The 16103-nt window shown below is 39.1% G+C and carries 14 protein-coding genes; 7 read left to right on the plus strand and 7 right to left on the minus strand.

Annotation, left to right across the window (positions count from 1 at the left end):
• Positions 1 to 21: 21 nt before the first annotated feature.
• From R2S10_RS10125 to R2S10_RS10135, 3 genes are all read left to right on the plus strand, one after another.
• Entirely contained in the window at positions 22 to 1188 is a 1167-nt protein-coding gene (locus tag R2S10_RS10125; RefSeq protein WP_316840328.1) for a homogentisate 1,2-dioxygenase, read from the plus strand.
• A gap of 30 nt (positions 1189 to 1218) precedes the next feature.
• A complete protein-coding gene (hppD, locus tag R2S10_RS10130; protein ID WP_316840329.1) occupies positions 1219 to 2349 on the plus strand; it encodes a 4-hydroxyphenylpyruvate dioxygenase in 1131 nt (376 codons plus the stop codon).
• A 126-nt stretch (positions 2350 to 2475) separates the two neighbouring features.
• Positions 2476 to 3396, plus strand: a complete 921-nt coding sequence (locus tag R2S10_RS10135) for a YihY/virulence factor BrkB family protein (protein ID WP_316840330.1) — start codon at positions 2476 to 2478, stop codon at positions 3394 to 3396.
• Positions 3397 to 3402: 6 nt separating this feature from the next.
• On the opposite strand, the gene R2S10_RS10140 is transcribed toward R2S10_RS10135, so the two are convergent.
• Both R2S10_RS10140 and R2S10_RS10145 read right to left on the minus strand, forming a co-directional pair.
• Positions 3403 to 3675: a hypothetical protein gene (locus R2S10_RS10140; RefSeq protein ID WP_316840331.1), complete on the minus strand. Its 273-nt coding sequence runs from the start codon at positions 3673 to 3675 to the stop codon at positions 3403 to 3405.
• A gap of 108 nt (positions 3676 to 3783) precedes the next feature.
• Positions 3784 to 4374 carry a porin family protein gene (locus R2S10_RS10145; protein ID WP_316840332.1) on the minus strand — a complete coding sequence of 197 codons (591 nt, stop codon included), beginning with the start codon at positions 4372 to 4374 and terminating at the stop codon, positions 3784 to 3786.
• 148 nt (positions 4375 to 4522) lie between these two features.
• Between R2S10_RS10145 and R2S10_RS10150 the strand changes: the two genes are divergently transcribed.
• Positions 4523 to 6313 carry a histidine kinase N-terminal 7TM domain-containing protein gene (locus tag R2S10_RS10150; protein WP_316840333.1) on the plus strand — a complete coding sequence of 597 codons (1791 nt, stop codon included), beginning with the start codon at positions 4523 to 4525 and terminating at the stop codon, positions 6311 to 6313.
• A gap of 32 nt (positions 6314 to 6345) precedes the next feature.
• On the opposite strand, the gene R2S10_RS10155 is transcribed toward R2S10_RS10150, so the two are convergent.
• Positions 6346 to 6645, minus strand: a complete 300-nt coding sequence (locus tag R2S10_RS10155) for a hypothetical protein (protein ID WP_316821488.1) — start codon at positions 6643 to 6645, stop codon at positions 6346 to 6348.
• A 209-nt stretch (positions 6646 to 6854) separates the two neighbouring features.
• Here R2S10_RS10155 and R2S10_RS10160 point away from each other — a divergent pair, with 209 nt between their 5' ends.
• The gene (locus R2S10_RS10160) at positions 6855 to 8000 is read left to right on the plus strand and encodes a tetratricopeptide repeat protein (RefSeq protein ID WP_316840334.1); all 1146 of its coding nucleotides are present in this window, start codon (positions 6855 to 6857) and stop codon (positions 7998 to 8000) included.
• Here R2S10_RS10160 and R2S10_RS10165 read toward each other — a convergent pair.
• Genes R2S10_RS10165 through R2S10_RS10175 form a run of 3 tightly spaced genes read right to left on the minus strand, consistent with a single transcriptional unit; the run spans position 7989 to position 11127 of the window.
• Positions 7989 to 8588 carry a riboflavin synthase gene (locus R2S10_RS10165; RefSeq protein ID WP_316840335.1) on the minus strand — a complete coding sequence of 200 codons (600 nt, stop codon included), beginning with the start codon at positions 8586 to 8588 and terminating at the stop codon, positions 7989 to 7991. The two genes, R2S10_RS10160 and R2S10_RS10165, sit on opposite strands and share 12 nt — an antisense overlap.
• A 3-nt stretch (positions 8589 to 8591) precedes the next feature.
• Positions 8592 to 10079, minus strand: a complete 1488-nt coding sequence (gene accC, locus R2S10_RS10170; protein WP_316840336.1) for an acetyl-CoA carboxylase biotin carboxylase subunit — start codon at positions 10077 to 10079, stop codon at positions 8592 to 8594.
• 7 nt (positions 10080 to 10086) lie between these two features.
• Entirely contained in the window at positions 10087 to 11127 is a 1041-nt protein-coding gene (locus R2S10_RS10175; protein WP_410478971.1) for a threonine aldolase family protein, read from the minus strand.
• 459 nt (positions 11128 to 11586) lie between these two features.
• Here R2S10_RS10175 and R2S10_RS10180 point away from each other — a divergent pair, with 459 nt between their 5' ends.
• On the plus strand, positions 11587 to 12444 hold the full coding sequence (locus tag R2S10_RS10180) for an N-acetylglucosamine kinase (protein ID WP_316840338.1): 858 nt from the start codon (positions 11587 to 11589) through the stop codon (positions 12442 to 12444).
• Positions 12445 to 12616: 172 nt separating this feature from the next.
• Positions 12617 to 15334: an outer membrane beta-barrel protein gene (locus R2S10_RS10185; RefSeq protein WP_316840339.1), complete on the plus strand. Its 2718-nt coding sequence runs from the start codon at positions 12617 to 12619 to the stop codon at positions 15332 to 15334.
• Positions 15335 to 15405: 71 nt separating this feature from the next.
• Here R2S10_RS10185 and R2S10_RS10190 read toward each other — a convergent pair whose 3' ends face one another.
• A complete protein-coding gene (locus R2S10_RS10190; protein ID WP_316821494.1) occupies positions 15406 to 16095 on the minus strand; it encodes an NUDIX hydrolase in 690 nt (229 codons plus the stop codon).
• Between the last annotated feature and the right edge of the window lie 8 nt (positions 16096 to 16103).

The following is a 16103-nucleotide window of genomic DNA, read 5'->3' on the forward strand; positions in this document are numbered from 1 at the left end:
TAACCAAATTAACCTACTGTTATGCCTATTTATCATACCTTAGGAACTATTCCTGCGAAACGTCATACCGTTTTTAGAAAGCCCGATGGCAATTTATATGCAGAAGAATTGGTTTCTACTGAAGGGTTTTCCAGCTTATACTCACTCGTTTACCATTGTCACCCGCCAACCATTGTAAAAGCACTCGGTGAGCCTTACTCTGTAGAGCCAAAGATTGCGCGTGAAAAGCACCTTCGTCATACCAGTTTGATTGGTTTCAACATCAAACCGGAAGATGATTACCTGAAAAGCAGAAAACCTGTACTCGTAAACAGCGATTTACACATCTCTTTGGCCGCGCCAAGAAAATCTATGACCGACTATTTTTATAAGAATAGTCAGGCAGATGAAGTGATCTTTATCCATGAAGGTACAGGAACGCTAAAAACAGGCTTTGGAAAGATCCGTTTTGCCTATGGCGATTACCTCGTAGTACCCCGTGGTACCATTTACCAATTGGAATTTGACGACGAGAAGAACAGACTTTTTATCATCGAAAGTTTCAGTCCGATCCGCTCTCCGAAACGTTATAGAAATGAATACGGACAGTTAATGGAGCATTCTCCATACTGTGAGCGTGACATCAGGCGTCCTCAGGACCTGGAAACTATCGACGAGTACGGTGATTTCAAGGTTTTGATCAAGAAACAAGGCTTAATGTATCCATACACCTATGGAACTCACCCTTTTGACTTTGTAGGCTGGGATGGTTTTCATTATCCATGGGCATTTTCTATCCATGATTTTGAACCAATTACCGGTCGTTTGCATCAGCCACCTCCAGTACACCAGACTTTTGAAGGTCATAATTTTGTGATTTGCTCTTTTGTACCAAGGAAATATGATTACCACCCATTATCTATTCCTGCCCCATACAACCATAGTAATGTGGACAGTGATGAGGTATTGTATTATGTGGATGGTGATTTCATGAGCAGAAAGAGTGTCGTTAAAGGGCAGATTACTTTGCATCCAGGTGGAATTCCGCACGGACCACACCCGGGAACAGTAGAAAAATCTATCGGTAAAGAGAGTACTGAAGAGCTGGCCGTGATGATAGATCCTTTCCGTCCTTTAATGTTAACGGAAGATGCCATTAATATTGAGGATGAGAGTTACCATAAAAGCTGGCAAGAAAACGTAGAATAATCAGATAAAGTTTTAAAATATTTAAAAATCATGAGTACACAAACATTTGCAGAAAAGATTGCTAAAGCGCCTGATTTTCTTCCAATTAATGGAACGGATTACATAGAATTCTATGTAGGCAATGCAAAGCAAGCTGCACACTATTATAAAACAGCGTTTGGTTTCCAATCTCTGGCTTATGCCGGACCGGAAACAGGGGTACGTGACCGCGCTTCCTATGTATTGACACAAGGAAAAATCAAATTGATATTGACCACTGCATTAAAATCGGATAGCCCGATTGCAGAACATGTGAAAAAACATGGTGATGGCGTAAAAGTACTGGCATTATGGGTGGATGACGCCTATAGTGCATTTGAAGAAACTACAAAACGTGGGGCAAAACCTTATCTGGAGCCAGTTACAAAAACTGACGAATTCGGAGAAATAAGGATGTCAGGAATTTACACCTATGGAGAAACCATCCATATGTTTGTAGAGCGTAAAAACTATACGGGGACCTTTATGCCAGGCTATCGCGACTGGAAAAGCGACTATGCACCAACAGAAGCGGGCTTATTGTACATCGACCACTGTGTGGGTAATGTAGGCTGGAACAGGATGAATGAGACCGTTAAATGGTACGAAGAAGTGATGGGATTTGTCAACATCTTATCCTTTGATGATAAGCAGATCAATACCGAATATTCGGCCCTGATGAGTAAGGTGATGAGCAATGGGAATGGTTTTTCCAAGTTTCCAATCAATGAACCTGCAGAAGGAAAGAAGAAATCTCAGATTGAAGAATATTTAGAGTTTTATGAAGGCGAAGGGGTGCAACACATTGCGGTAGCTACAAAAGATATTTTGTCTACCGTGAGAGAATTAAAAGCTCGAGGGGTTGAGTTTTTAAGTGCACCCCCTGATGCCTATTATAGCATGATGACAAACCGTGTGGGTGAGATCGATGAGGAGATTGCGCAGTTGAAAGAACTGGGTATCCTGGTAGATTGCGATGAGGAAGGTTATCTATTGCAAATATTTACTAAACCGGTAGAAGACCGTCCGACTTTATTCTTTGAAATTATCCAGAGAAAAGGTGCACAATCATTTGGTGCCGGCAACTTTAAAGCCTTATTTGAGTCCCTGGAACGTGAGCAGGAACTGAGAGGTAACTTATAAAAAACTGATTCTTATTATTCATAAAACGAAAGCCAGTCTGGAAACAGTACTGGCTTTTTTACATCATAACTGCTGTAGATTTAGGAAAAAATAGCTATTTTCGGGCTTCAAGGCAACCTGCGGGGAATGGACATTAACATCATCGGAAGCATCTCATTATTTTTAACACGCTTTAGCGCGGCATTTAAATTATTCCAAAAGAATGATCCACTGCGTCTTGCGGGAGCAACTGCTTTCTTTGCCAACTTCGCGCTGCCACCAATCCTGATTATCTTAATTCGCTTGTTCGGATTTTTCATGGACAGAAAGGAATTGGCAAACACCTTATTTGAACGCCTGGGTACGGTCTTAGACGACAGCAGTACGACTCAAATCAAACAGGTCTTGAGAAATATCCGGGGCGTAGATCATCAATGGTATGCAACGGTATTGAGTTTTATCTTTTTCATCTTTGTTGCCACCACACTCTTTGCGGTGATCAAAAACTCAATGGACCAAATCTGGTCTATTGGCATCAAAGAAAAGGTAGGATTTGTTTTCAAGATGAAACTCAGAGCCCGCTCTTTTGTGATTATTTTACTGGCAGGACTGTTGTTTTTTGTCGGCATCATGACAGATAGCATGCAAGCTATTATTGGCACTTATGTCAACAATGCTTCCCCAAATTTCGGAAGGTTTTTCCTATTGATGTTGAATCAATTGCTGTTCATTACAATTGTAACCACCTGGTTTTCTGTACTATTCAAATACCTTACCAATGGCCGTCCGGGTTGGAAAGCTGCCATACATGGGGGGATCCTGACAGGTATCCTATTTACCATCGGTAAGTCCATTCTTAGAATTATGCTGCCGCTGAGTGGTATTGGAAATATCTATGGTACTTCAGGCTCAATCGTGCTGATTATGCTGTTTGTATTTTACTCTTCCTTTATCTTTTACTTTGGGGCTTGCTATGTAAAAGTGCTGAGTGACGACAAGAATCGTCCTATACGCCCTATAAAGGGCGCTTTCAATTACGAAATCAAGGAAATAGTAAAAGATGCCTAAGCAAGTTTAAACTGTAGCAATTTTCTCAAATCCCTGCATTTCGAACACGGCCAGTTTATTGAGCAGGTTGTAATGAAGGGTTCCAAAAAGGTTTACAATACCTTCTTTATTTTTTCCTTCAATACAGATACTCTCTCTTAGGATATCCTTGTGTCGCAAAATCTGGTCAGACAAGATCACGTCTTCATCCTGAATTTTGACATCATCAGCTTCAATAGAGAATTGTTTCAGCAGCTCTGAGAAGCCTTTTCCATTCAATAATAATTCTTTGATATTCATGGTCTTCTTAATTAAGTTAGGGAGAATCATAATATCAATTTTAGCGCCAAAAAAAAGGGCAAAACCCTAAAGTTCAGCCCTTTTCCACAAATGTTGAAAAATTGTATTTTAGAACAAACGGTAAGCTAGTCCTAGCGTGAATAAACCTAGTTTTTTTGCACCACTGTACTCATCTTTGCCAATTTTGGACAAACCTTGTTCATATCTCAGGTCAATACCTAATTTACTGACATCCAGTCCGGCACCAAACTGCCATGCAAAGTTTTGGTCTTTAAAACTACCTTTAAAAGCCTGACCTGCCGCGTCTGATATAGACTGATCTTTACTCAATACAAAAGATACTACTGGTCCGGTATTCAGACGAAGGCCAATACCAGCTGCGCCGATTTTTGTACCCACTAAAACCGGGATATCTAAACTGGTAAAGTCAACTTTATTTTCAAAGCCGTTATCTGCTTTTAACGTAGTATTTTTACCTGAAACATACATCTCTGGTTGCAAGTGAATTCCTGCCGCGCCAATACGCGCCCAGATACCACCATAATATCCCGCTCTATTATCGCTTTTCAATGTACCTTCCGTACTAAATTTGGTAAGGTTGACCCCACCTTTTAGTCCGAATTGAAAACTAGGCAGGATCTGACTAAACGCCATCATACTGGAACAGATGAATAGCGCAGATAAGATTATTTTTTTCATAATATAATGAATAGGTTGATATGTATACTGTTATGTAAAACTAAGAATATTTTTAATTCATCAGTATATTACGTAATTTTATATTTATAATCGCCTGTTTGAAATCGCGTTAGAATTCAAAGGTGAGCCCTTATCATCACCTATTTAGATGGATTTTACATTTAATGCATACTCCTATTTCTTAATTTTTTTCGGGGCGGTAACGCTTTTTTTATCCGGCTATGCTTACCGGAAGGAACATGGTGCAGTTAGACTTTTTGGCCTGGTCATGTTGTCTAATGCCATATGGTCTTTAGGCTATGGATTCGAACTTGCCAGCAGCAACTTAGCACAAGCGAAGCTACTGATCGACATCGAATATATTGGCATCACTACCCTCCCATTATACTGGTTGCTATTTTGTTTAAAGCTCTCCGGAAAAGAGTATTGGTATAAGCGGACGGTAAACCTGTCTCTATTGATTTGCGTAACCGCAGTTACCTCAATCCTGGTATGGACCAATGATAGTCACCACCTCCATTACAAGCATTATTTTATGGACAACAGTGGTCCATTTCCAATGGTTTCCATTGAACCAGGTATCGTTTACAAGTTATTCACTGGCTATTTTTACCTGTTACTGGCGATTGGCAGTTACCTCCTGATCTCCACTTTCCGTAAATCTGACCCTATTTATAAAAGGCAAAACTACAGCATTATCATCGCTGCACTGATCCCATGGATCACCAATATCGCCTATACCTTTGGTTTCAGACCAGTAGACAACCTGGACCTTACCCCATTTGCATTTGCTGGGACCATTACTTTTGTAACCATTGCCATTTACCGTTATAAGCTTTTTGATGTGCTGCCAGTGGCTAGAGAAAAGGTATTGGAATTAATTCAGGATGGATTTTTAGTGATCGACAAGCAGTTTAGGGTGATTGATTACAACCATGCGCTAAGAAAATACCTGGATGAACCCAACAGTAAAAAAATCATAGGAACATCGATTGAAACGCTATTCCCGGAACAGGATGCTTTCTTTCAATTCTTAAAAAACCACCGATCGGGCAAAGTGGAATTGCGCGTAGAAAGCCCTCTAGGTGTGCATGACCTGGAAGCGGATATCCTTTACCTGGATCAGAATCAACTGAGCAATAATGCCACGGTGATTAAGTTTCAGGACCTCACCAATTTTAAACAGGAAGCCTTAAAATCTCAGGAACAAACTGAAGAGCTTAAAAAGCTAAACCAGTTAAAAGATCGGATTTTTTCTATCATTGCGCATGACCTGCGTGGTCCCTTGGTAAATCTTTCGGAGGTACTCAAAATGATTTCTAATGATCAGATCACCATTGATGAATTTAAAATGTTATCACCGACCTTAAACAAGGACATTTTATATACTACAGAGTTGCTGGAAAACATATTACATTGGTCTAGAAGTCAGTTAAAAGGATATGGACTCAACAGGGAGTTTTTCGATCTCAGGAGTATGATTGTCAATGAGGTGAATTATCATTTACCTTCCGCTTCTTCAAAAAACGTGAAGATTATTCAGGATGTTTTTCCAGGAATCATGGTATATGCAGATATGTTAATGATCCAAATTGTAGTACGTAACTTGTTGAGTAACGCGATAAAATTCTGTTATGAAGGCTGTGAAATTGACATTTCTTCCGTCTATGCCAAGGGGACAATGATGCTCAGCATACATGACAATGGGATAGGGATTAAAGCAGAAACTGTTGAAAAGCTATTTAGTGGGGAGAATATGTCTACAAGGGGTACTTTAAATGAAAAAGGAACCGGACTTGGTTTGGTCGTATGCCGGGAGTTTATGGAACGTAATGACGGGACCATTAACGTAGAAAGTGAATTGGGCGTAGGAACCAAGTTCAACTTGTTTATTCCCGTGGGGCCCAGTAATGATGATTTCAATATAAAAAGCCGATAAACATTAACTGCTTACCGGCTTTTTGAAGGACATTAATGCCCTGTAGCTTCGTTAATGGCTTGCTTCTCTTTTAAAGCTTCCACATTGTTCTTATTTCCAAAATTCTGAGTTTTATCAGCAAAGTATTCAAGGATCCCTACAATAGTATCCAGGTTATCTGAAACCCTTTGGTGCATGTCCGGTAGATCTTTGTCTAGTCGTTTATCTCCCAGTTCAATATTGTCCACTTCAATCTTACCTATCTTCTGGATAATTGCTTGTTGTGAATGTTGTAAATCCTCCAACTCCCTAACTATCTTCTCCATTAATTCAAACTTTTTTAATGTATCCATATTTTTATCGATTTAGTTTAACCTATTATTGATATGCTAATAGAACCAATTACCTTGCCAAGATGTTTTCCTTATTTCCGATCAAACTAAATGCTTACAGGTATTATTTGGAAAGTTCAGATCAAACTAATAACTTAGTTTATTGAATAACCTGATTAAGTTTATCCCATATAAATCCCAATTGAATTTTTAGACAACCAGCTTAGCCCATGAAAAAACTCCTGCTTCCCTTTTTAATATTGATCAGCAATTATTGCGTAAATGGACAAACGGCTACTGTTGATAAAGAAAAACTATTGGACTATTTTCAAACGCAGCGCTATCTGGAAGCAGCTCAATACCTGCAAAGCACCTATACCGAAGACACAAAAGATCCTAAGGAGATCTCACAACTGGCTTATGCCTATTTAATGGCGGGAAAACTACCCGAAGCAGAAAAAAACTACTTGAAATTGTATGCAGAAAAACCAGAAGACATTGCCGGCCTATTCAATCTTTCTAATATCAATTTAAGAAGAGGGAACAATGCGAAAGCCAAAGAATACCTAACTAAGGTGGTGGCATTAGATAGCAACAATTTCAATGCTTACAAACAAATCGGACGAATAGAAAAAGAACAGGGTCAATTGTTAGAGATGTTGAAGAATTATAGAAAGGCAATTCAACTGAATCCAACTGATGCAGATGTCGCTTATGAGTTAAGTGAACTTTACTTCAAAATGAATCAGTTTCCTGCTGCTTTAAAGGTGCTTGAACCTGCTTTGGCGGTGGATAGTAGTAATCTTCAATTGCTAAAAATGAAAATGCCTGCTAGTATCGGTTCCAAGCAATACAAAGAAGCCATTCTGACTGGCGAGAAAATAATGAATTACGGAGACAGCTCTAACTTTGTACTGAAAAACATGGCGAAAAGCTATTTTCTACTGCTTGATTATCAAAAAGCGCTGGATTACTTTTTAAGAGTAGACCCTCAACTTGATGACATGGAGACCTTATCTTACAATATTGCACTGAGTTATCGTGGGATAAAAGATTACAAGAATGCGGTCAAATATTTGGAATATACCATAAAAGCCGCCATTTCTAAGAAAACATCCAGCTATTATGGTCTATTGGGAGACTCGTATGAAAGTCTTGATAAAAACGACCTGGCAAACACCGCTTACAAACGAGGTTTATTATTTGATAATAATGGCAGTTTATACTATAACATCGCTTTAGTTTATGAGACCAAGCTAAATGATAAGAAAAATGCAATCAATTACTACCAGCAGTACCTGAAAACAGTCGACCCTAAAGAGCAAGTCAAACTGGTCGTTTTTATCAAGAATAAAATTGAAGAATTAAAGCGGTAATTCCCCGCGTGCCATTAAGCGCGCTACATATTTACCAATAATATCAAATTCAAGGTTTACCGTATCTCCAACCTTCACCTGATGAAGGTTGGTATGTTCAAAAGTGTAGGGAATGATAAAAACAGAAAACTCATCATTTTCTGAACCTACAACGGTTAAACTGATTCCGTTTACGCATACAGAGCCTTTTTCAACAGTCACATTTCCATTTTGCCCATCGTATTTGAAGCGGTATTCCCAGCTGCCATCTAATTCTTCTCTTTTTACACAAAGAGCAGTCTGGTCTACATGGCCCTGAACAATGTGTCCGTCCAGGCGTCCATTCATCTGCATACAACGCTCCAGGTTTACTTTACTACCTACACTTAAATTTGAAAGGTTGGTCTTTTCCAAGGTTTCCTGGATAGCGGTTACAGTATGTGTGCTATCCGTTAAAGCCACCACTGTTAAGCATACCCCATTATGGGCTACACTCTGGTCTATCTTCAATTCATTACTCAATTCTGAATTAACAGTAAAATGAAGATTAGTTCCTTCTTCCCTAATCGCTGTTATTTCTCCTAATGTTTCAATAATTCCTGTAAACATCTGCTAATTATATTTTGTACGGTTTCTTTTCCAATTGCTGGTTTGCGGTTCTTGAGCAACTGCAATCGCTGCACTGGTTTTCTTTTTATAAGTTATTGCTGCCACTACTGCTGCCATCAGTGCTTCATTTTCATCACTTTCTTTCATCCGATCCGGGCTAAAATACTTGCTCACGAAATGTGTATTAAAATCACCTGATTTAAAAGCTTCATGTTGCATGACAAATTTACCAAAACCAAGGGTAGTTTTTATCCCGGTAATGTGATATTCGTCGATTGCGCGTACCATTCTCTCGATCGCTTCCTCACGCGTCTGACCATAAGTAATCAGTTTTGCGATCATTGGATCGTAATAAATAGGAATTTCCATTCCCTGTTCAAAACCATCATCTATGCGTACGCCATTCCCTTTGGGAGTTTGGTAAACTTCCAGTACGCCTATATCAGGCAAGAAGTTATTCTCCGGATCTTCTGCATACACTCTGAGTTCGATCGCATGGCCATTAATTTCCAGGTCTTCCTGCACATAAGACAGTGCTTCTCCCCTGGCAATTTTAATTTGCTCTTTTACCAGGTCTAAACCTGTGATTAACTCGGTTACCGGATGTTCTACCTGCAATCTGGTGTTCATCTCTAAAAAGAAGAAATCAAGGTTTTCATCCAGAATAAATTCTACGGTACCTGCACCTACATAATTTACAGAACGGGCCACATCTACGGCACACTTGCCCATTTTCGCTCTGATCTCTTCGGTAAGGACACTGGATGGTGCTTCTTCAATCACCTTCTGATGCCTACGTTGCACAGAACATTCGCGTTCAAAAAGATGAACAATATTCCCATGGGTATCTCCCAGAACTTGTATTTCTATATGTCGCGGGGAAGAAACATAACGTTCGATAAAGACAGCGCCATCACCAAAAGCGGAAGTTGCCTCGCTCACGGCCAGCTGCATCTGTTCTTCGAAATCTTCTACTTTTTCTACTACCCGCATTCCTTTACCACCACCACCGGCAGCGGCTTTAATTAAGATTGGAAAACCTACTTCTACCGCTCTGGATTTCGCTTCTTCAACATCAGTAATGGCCTCTTCCGTACCTGGAACCATAGGGATCTGGTATTTCAAAGCTGCTGCTTTTGCAGATAATTTATTACCCATGATTTCCATGGCTTCTGGCGTAGGGCCTATTAAAATCAAACCTGAAGCTTTTACCAATCTGGCAAAAGCAGCATTTTCTGATAGAAAGCCGTACCCCGGATGAATGGCATCAGCCCCGGTAATTTTACAGGCCTCAATAATTTTATCGCCCAATAAATAACTCTGACTAGATGCTGCCGGGCCTATACAAATGGCTTCGTCAGCATAGCGCACATGGAGTGCTGTTCTATCGGCTTCCGAATAAACGGCCACCGTTTTAATCCCCATTTCACGTGCAGAGCGCATGATACGCAATGCTATCTCGCCCCTGTTGGCTATCAAAATTTTCTTCATGTAAGGGTTATTTATGGAAGGAAGGATGTAAATGTAAAATGGTTTCAATGGCACGGTCGATCATCTCCGATGAAATGTCAAGATGCGTCACCATACGGACCGCTCTAGGCCCGAAAGCAGTACAAACGATCCCTTTTTCGGCTAAAAGCTGGACAATACTTTCCGCTTTAAAGCCCAATGCGACTTCAAAAATCACAATATTAGTTTCTACAGGCAGTACTAAAGCTACGTAATTCACCTGATTCAATGCTGCAGATAAAGCCCTGGCATGATCATGATCAATAGCCATCCGTTCTACATGGTGATCTAATGCATAAATTCCAGCCGCAGCCAGAAATCCTGCCTGTCTCATTCCACCACCAAATGCTTTGCGGATTTTAACCGCTTTCTTGATTGTTTCTTTGCTCCCCAATAATACAGAACCCACCGGAGCGCCTAATCCTTTGGATAAACATACCGAGATGCCATCAAAATATTGTCCGTAATGTTTTGCAGTATCTCCAGTAGCCACCAAGGCATTAAAGATCCTGGCGCCATCCAAGTGCAACTTAAGTCCTTTTATATTACATAAGGTATGGATAGGCTCGATTTGGGACAGATGATAACAGGCACCGCCTCCTTTATTGACAGTGTTTTCCAGTACCACCAGGCTTGAATTTGGATAATGAATATTTTCATCGTTGATTTCCGGTTCTATTAACTCCGGACTAATGATGCCACGAGGACCATTCAACAGTCGTACTGAAGCCATAGAATGATAGGCAATCCCGCCGCCCTCATATCGATATACATGAGCAGTCTGGTCGCAAATCACTTCGTCCATTGGCTGGGTAAAGCATTTGATTGCAATCTGATTGGTCATTGTTCCAGAAGGACAAAATAATCCAGCTTCCATGTTAAACATCTTTGCCAGCTTTGTTTCCAATTGATGAACCGTTTCATCTTCTCCAAAAACATCATCTCCAACTTTCGCTACCATCATTGCAGCCAGCATTCCTGCCGTTGGTTTGGTCACAGTATCGCTTCTCAAATCAATCTTTATTGCCATCATATATTATTATAGCTTTCTACAAATATTAACTTTTTAAATCTCGTTAAAAAGTGCTGCAGTACAAAATCAATAGAGCTAACGATATAATTACATTAAATCTGGAAGGGCTGCATTTTATTCAAAAACAGCATTTAACGCTAGTAAAACGTTTATTAACCACTGCAATGAGGTTTTTTTAATTCTTAAAAAGCTCCTTTTCCAGAATTAAAATGCCATTTACCGTAAATGCTTGATTTTAAATTTGGAATTCAAAATAACAAGTGTATTTTAGGCTTAGTGTTTTTTTAACAATATGGTAACTTTAAATCAATAAGTAAAACGAGCAAAAACGCCCTTATTTACACAATAGAGGCGGTAAATTATTTAAAAACTTAAACCAAAGAATTAAATTTATGAAAAAAAACCATACAAAAGTGTTAGGATTATTTACTTTTATCCCGAAAAAAACAAATTAAGATGATAGTTATTGCAGATGGTGGTTCAACCAAAACCAATTGGTGTTTAATTAATGAAGCAGGCAGAAAAATTCTATTTAACACAGAAGGATACAATCCATACTTTTCAGATACAGCATACATTGTTGGTTCGTTAAGAAAGTCTCTTCCTGATCATTTAGAAACAGATAAACTTACCGAAGTAAATTACTATGGTGCGGGCTGTTCGACAGATGCCAAGCGCAAAATTGTAGCAGATGCTATGCAACAGGTTTTTCCTAATGCAAAGATCAACATAGGACACGATTTATTGGCTTCATGCCGTGCTTTACTAGGTGATGAGCCAGGTTTTGCAGCGATATTAGGCACTGGTACAAACTCTTGTTTGTATGACGGTAAAGACATTACACTAAACATTGATTCTCTAGGTTATTTCCTTGGAGATGAAGGTAGCGGATGCTTCATCGGAAAAAGAATCCTTAGTGATTATATGAAAGGTTATATGCCTAAAGGTTTAAGAGAAAGTTTCTATGATAACTTCGCTTTAACTAACGAGGACATCTTTGATCATATTTATAACAAACCTCTTCCAAATCGTTTTTGCGCTGGTTTCAGCAAGTTCTTATACGACTATAAAGACAATTATGAAGATTATACCTTCTCTACAGTAGATTTCGCATTTACAGCTTTCTTTGAGAATTTGGTGATTCATTATCCAAACTACAAAGACTACTCTTTAAACTGTGTAGGATCTGTAGGTTATAGTTTCAGAGATATTTTAAGCATCGTTGCAGACAGATATGAGATGGGCGTTGGTAAAGTGATCCGCTCTCCTATAGATGATTTAGTGGATTACCACATGAATACCGTGAACAAATAAGCAATAAATTCCTATAAAGAAATAAGAGGGCATCCAAAAAGGTGCCCTCTTTTTATTTTAAGGCCCTAATTATTTTAACATATTTTAACAGGCGGTTTTTGAGAAAATTTGGTATCATTGATTAACCAAAAAATTTCTCTAAAAGGAAATCAAACCAAACAACCTCCTCTTCATGTTTAAAATTCTAGCGCCTCTCCTGCTATTTTTAATAGCGTCCAGTACCTATGCACAAAACAAAGCGACCATAAAAGGAGCTTTAGCCGATTCCAGTAGCAATAGCCCAATAGAATACGCCACAGTTGCAGTGGTCAATGCCAAAGACACTTCCTTAATCTCTTATACCTTATCTGATAAAAAAGGTGCTTTTAACTTATCAGGCCTTCCAACAGATCGCCCAACAAAACTGATCATTTCTTATGTAGGCTATCCTACACGCCGGCAAAACCTCTTGCTGAAAGCAGGGGAAATCAAAGATTTTGGCACTTTATTATTTACTGGTGCCCATCTAAAAGAAGTCGTTATTCAAGGAGAAAGATCACCGGTAGTCATTAAAAAAGATACGATTGAGTTCAACGTAGAAGCATTTAAAACCAGACCAAATGCAGTGGTGGAAGAATTGCTCAGAAAACTACCTGGCGTCCAGGTAAACGCTGATGGATCCATACTGGTAAATGGCAAGTCGATCAGCAAATTACTGATTGATGGTAAGGAGTTTTTTGGAAATGACCCTTTGGTCGCCACCAGAAATCTGGATGCAGATCTTTTGGATCAGATTCAGATTTATGATGATCGGGAAAATGACCCTGACCATAAAATCAGTGCCTCCAAGGTATCAAAAATCATTAATCTGAAGCTAAAAAGCAAAATCAAGAAAAGCACCATAGGTAAATTTTATGGAGGTACCGGAAGCCGCGATCGCTATGAGGGAGGTGGCATCCTCAGTAATTTCAGAGATACCTTACAGGTGAGTCTCATCGGATTATCCAATAACCTGAATAAAACTGGCTTTTCGCAGGATGAACTCTATAATATGGGTGGTTTTAACCGCTCTGGAGGTTCCGGATATTACGATGGCACCTTTGGCGGAAATAGTTGGGGTGGCAATATGCAAAAGGTGAGCGCCGGCGGGCTGAACATCAATAACAATTATGGGAAAAAACTAAAAACCAATCTCACTTATTTCTACACCCAGACGAATACCAACGCTGCTTCCAGCAGTTTTAATGAACAGACTTTAAAAGACCTAAAAATTACTTCTGCTTCATCATCCAGAAATTGGAGTAGCGATGATAAACATGCAATAGGTGGTTTAATAGAATGGAAACCAGACACCTTAAATCAATTCCGATATCAGCCAAAACTCAATCTAGGTTATGATACACGGGAAAGCACAGCGTTTAGCAATAGTTTTAACACTTTACATCCAAAGCTAAATGAGGTCAGCAACCGTTCAAATTCTAATGGTAATAATTCTTCCTTTTCTCATACAGCCTCCTATTACAGACGTCTAAAAAAGAAAGGCGAATCGATCAACATCCAGCACAACCTATCCTTAAACAAAAGTATTTCCAACCGTTACTCCTTCTATGATTTAAAATCATATGTAGAAAGCATCAAACCTGAACTATTTGACCGATTGGAAGAAAACAATAACAAATCAAATGATGCAGGCCTCAGTGTCGAATATAACTACCCACTTAGCAAAGTATTTGATCTTGAAATCAATGCAGGCGGGAGTTACTCTAATTTCACAGAAAAAGTATCCAACAATGATAAAAACCCTGAGGATGGCAATTACAACATCTTTTTACCGAATCAAAGCAGCGAGCTGAGCAGAATTACCTGGACTCAGAACCTAAGACCACAGCTTTCCTATGCCATTGGAAAAGAGTATAGGCTAAAACTCGGGATTAATGCCGCTTTGCAAAATATCCAAAACAAGTTCAACAGGAGTATTGAAGATCAGCACAGGAAGTATGCTAACCTATTTCCTGTATTCTCCTTCCAGGGGCCGAGTTTTTCTGTCTCTTATAGCGAACGTATCGAACAACCCCGACTCGCTCAAATGCAACCAATCGTAAGAGAATATACACAGCTTTATAAGTATACAGGAAATCCTGACCTTAAACCTAAATATAATCGTGAAATTTCAGGTAATGTTTATAAATACAACCATGAAAAACAACTCAATTACAATATGTATGGTGGACTAACATTCTCAGAAAATAATACGATAGAAAAAAGCACCATAGACGCCAATGGCGCCAGCACTACTACCCCCATCAACAAAGATGGTGGCATTTATGCCTATATGGGCAGCAATATTGGGAAGCAATTTAAAAAATCCCAGGACTGGCAAATTGGATTAAACAACAGCTTCTATCTGAATATCAATAAGAATGCATTTTTCCTGAATGAGGATGAAGGCATACAATACAATTATCGTTTCCGTGTTGGTCAATCCGTCAATTTTAATTACCAATCTTCTTTTACCATCAGTACGAAATATGATTATAACCAATCCATCACCACTTACAAAAAGGTAGACTATAAAAACGTCAACAATCCTTCACACAATATCGGGGCGGAGTTGACTTTGAGGTGGCCCAAGAGAATCATTATCGACAGCAAATACAATTTCAACTACAATCCGAAGATTACACAGGGCTTTTCAAAAAGCGCCAATATCCTGAATCTTGCAATAACCGTTCAAATGTTAAAGAAAGACCGTGGACAGTTCAAACTTTCTGTATTCGACCTTTTAGATCAAAGTATTTCGGTTTACCAATATGCGAATGAAAATTCGGTGAGTATTTCTGAGCAACAAATCCTTAGAAGGTACTTTCTGGCCACCTACCAATATAAATTCTCCATACATAAAGGGAAATAAAAAGGAATTTTATGCAAAATGGCCGTAGCATTTAGAATGCTACGGCCATTTTAATGAATAGTTTCAATTATTTAAAAAGAGATTTCTTTGCTGAATAATTTGGCGTACTTACGCTTGTCAAATTTATATAAGGTTGCAGCCCTGAAGCTTACCCCTTTTTGTTTCTCCTCCAGGTCTTTCAATACACCGAAGCTCAGCATTTTCTTTCTGAAGTTTCTTTTATCCAGTTTTTTGTTCAGAATAATCTCATACACATTTTGCAATTGTGTCAGGGTAAATTTCTCTGGTAACAACTCGAAAGCAATTGGCTGGTGTTTAATCCGCCTTTTAATCTTTTCAAGCCCTTTATCGAAGATCTGTTGATGATCAAATGCCAGCTTTGGCAGATCTTTCACATTGATCCAATGCGCTTGTTTGGCATAGTTACTTAATGGTTTTAAAGCTTTATCGCCTCCTAACCTTAGTAAAGCGTAATAGGCAATACTGACAACCCTTCCTTGTGGATGTCGGTTTACATCACCGAATGTGTAATACTGTTCCATATACACATCCCCCAATCCGGTAAGTTCATGCAGAATCCTGGAAGCAGACTGATCTAGACTCTCATCTTCTGCAACTATATTTCCTGGCAATGCCCACCAGTCCTTAAAGGGTTCCTCGTTTCTTTCAATCAAAAGAATTTTCAATTCTCCTTCATCAAATCCGAACAGCACACAATCAATCGAGAAAGTGGAATTAAACTTTGGTAAGACTTCTTTCAAAATATCTA

Origin of the sequence: Pedobacter gandavensis (assembly GCF_032678745.1) — a bacterium.
Lineage (GTDB): Bacteria > Bacteroidota > Bacteroidia > Sphingobacteriales > Sphingobacteriaceae > Pedobacter > Pedobacter gandavensis_C.

Coding starts and splice junctions, on each gene's coding strand:
- R2S10_RS10125 (WP_316840328.1), top strand. CDS start 22: ATGCCTATTTATCATACCTTAGGAACTATTCCTGCGAAACGTCATACC.
- hppD (WP_316840329.1), top strand. CDS start 1,219: ATGAGTACACAAACATTTGCAGAAAAGATTGCTAAAGCGCCTGATTTT.
- R2S10_RS10135 (WP_316840330.1), top strand. CDS start 2,476: ATGGACATTAACATCATCGGAAGCATCTCATTATTTTTAACACGCTTT.
- R2S10_RS10140 (WP_316840331.1), bottom strand. CDS start 3,675: ATGAATATCAAAGAATTATTATTGAATGGAAAAGGCTTCTCAGAGCTG.
- R2S10_RS10145 (WP_316840332.1), bottom strand. CDS start 4,374: ATGAAAAAAATAATCTTATCTGCGCTATTCATCTGTTCCAGTATGATG.
- R2S10_RS10150 (WP_316840333.1), top strand. CDS start 4,523: ATGGATTTTACATTTAATGCATACTCCTATTTCTTAATTTTTTTCGGG.
- R2S10_RS10155 (WP_316821488.1), bottom strand. CDS start 6,645: ATGGATACATTAAAAAAGTTTGAATTAATGGAGAAGATAGTTAGGGAG.
- R2S10_RS10160 (WP_316840334.1), top strand. CDS start 6,855: ATGAAAAAACTCCTGCTTCCCTTTTTAATATTGATCAGCAATTATTGC.
- R2S10_RS10165 (WP_316840335.1), bottom strand. CDS start 8,588: ATGTTTACAGGAATTATTGAAACATTAGGAGAAATAACAGCGATTAGG.
- accC (WP_316840336.1), bottom strand. CDS start 10,079: ATGAAGAAAATTTTGATAGCCAACAGGGGCGAGATAGCATTGCGTATC.
- R2S10_RS10175 (WP_410478971.1), bottom strand. CDS start 11,127: ATGGCAATAAAGATTGATTTGAGAAGCGATACTGTGACCAAACCAACG.
- R2S10_RS10180 (WP_316840338.1), top strand. CDS start 11,587: ATGATAGTTATTGCAGATGGTGGTTCAACCAAAACCAATTGGTGTTTA.
- R2S10_RS10185 (WP_316840339.1), top strand. CDS start 12,617: ATGTTTAAAATTCTAGCGCCTCTCCTGCTATTTTTAATAGCGTCCAGT.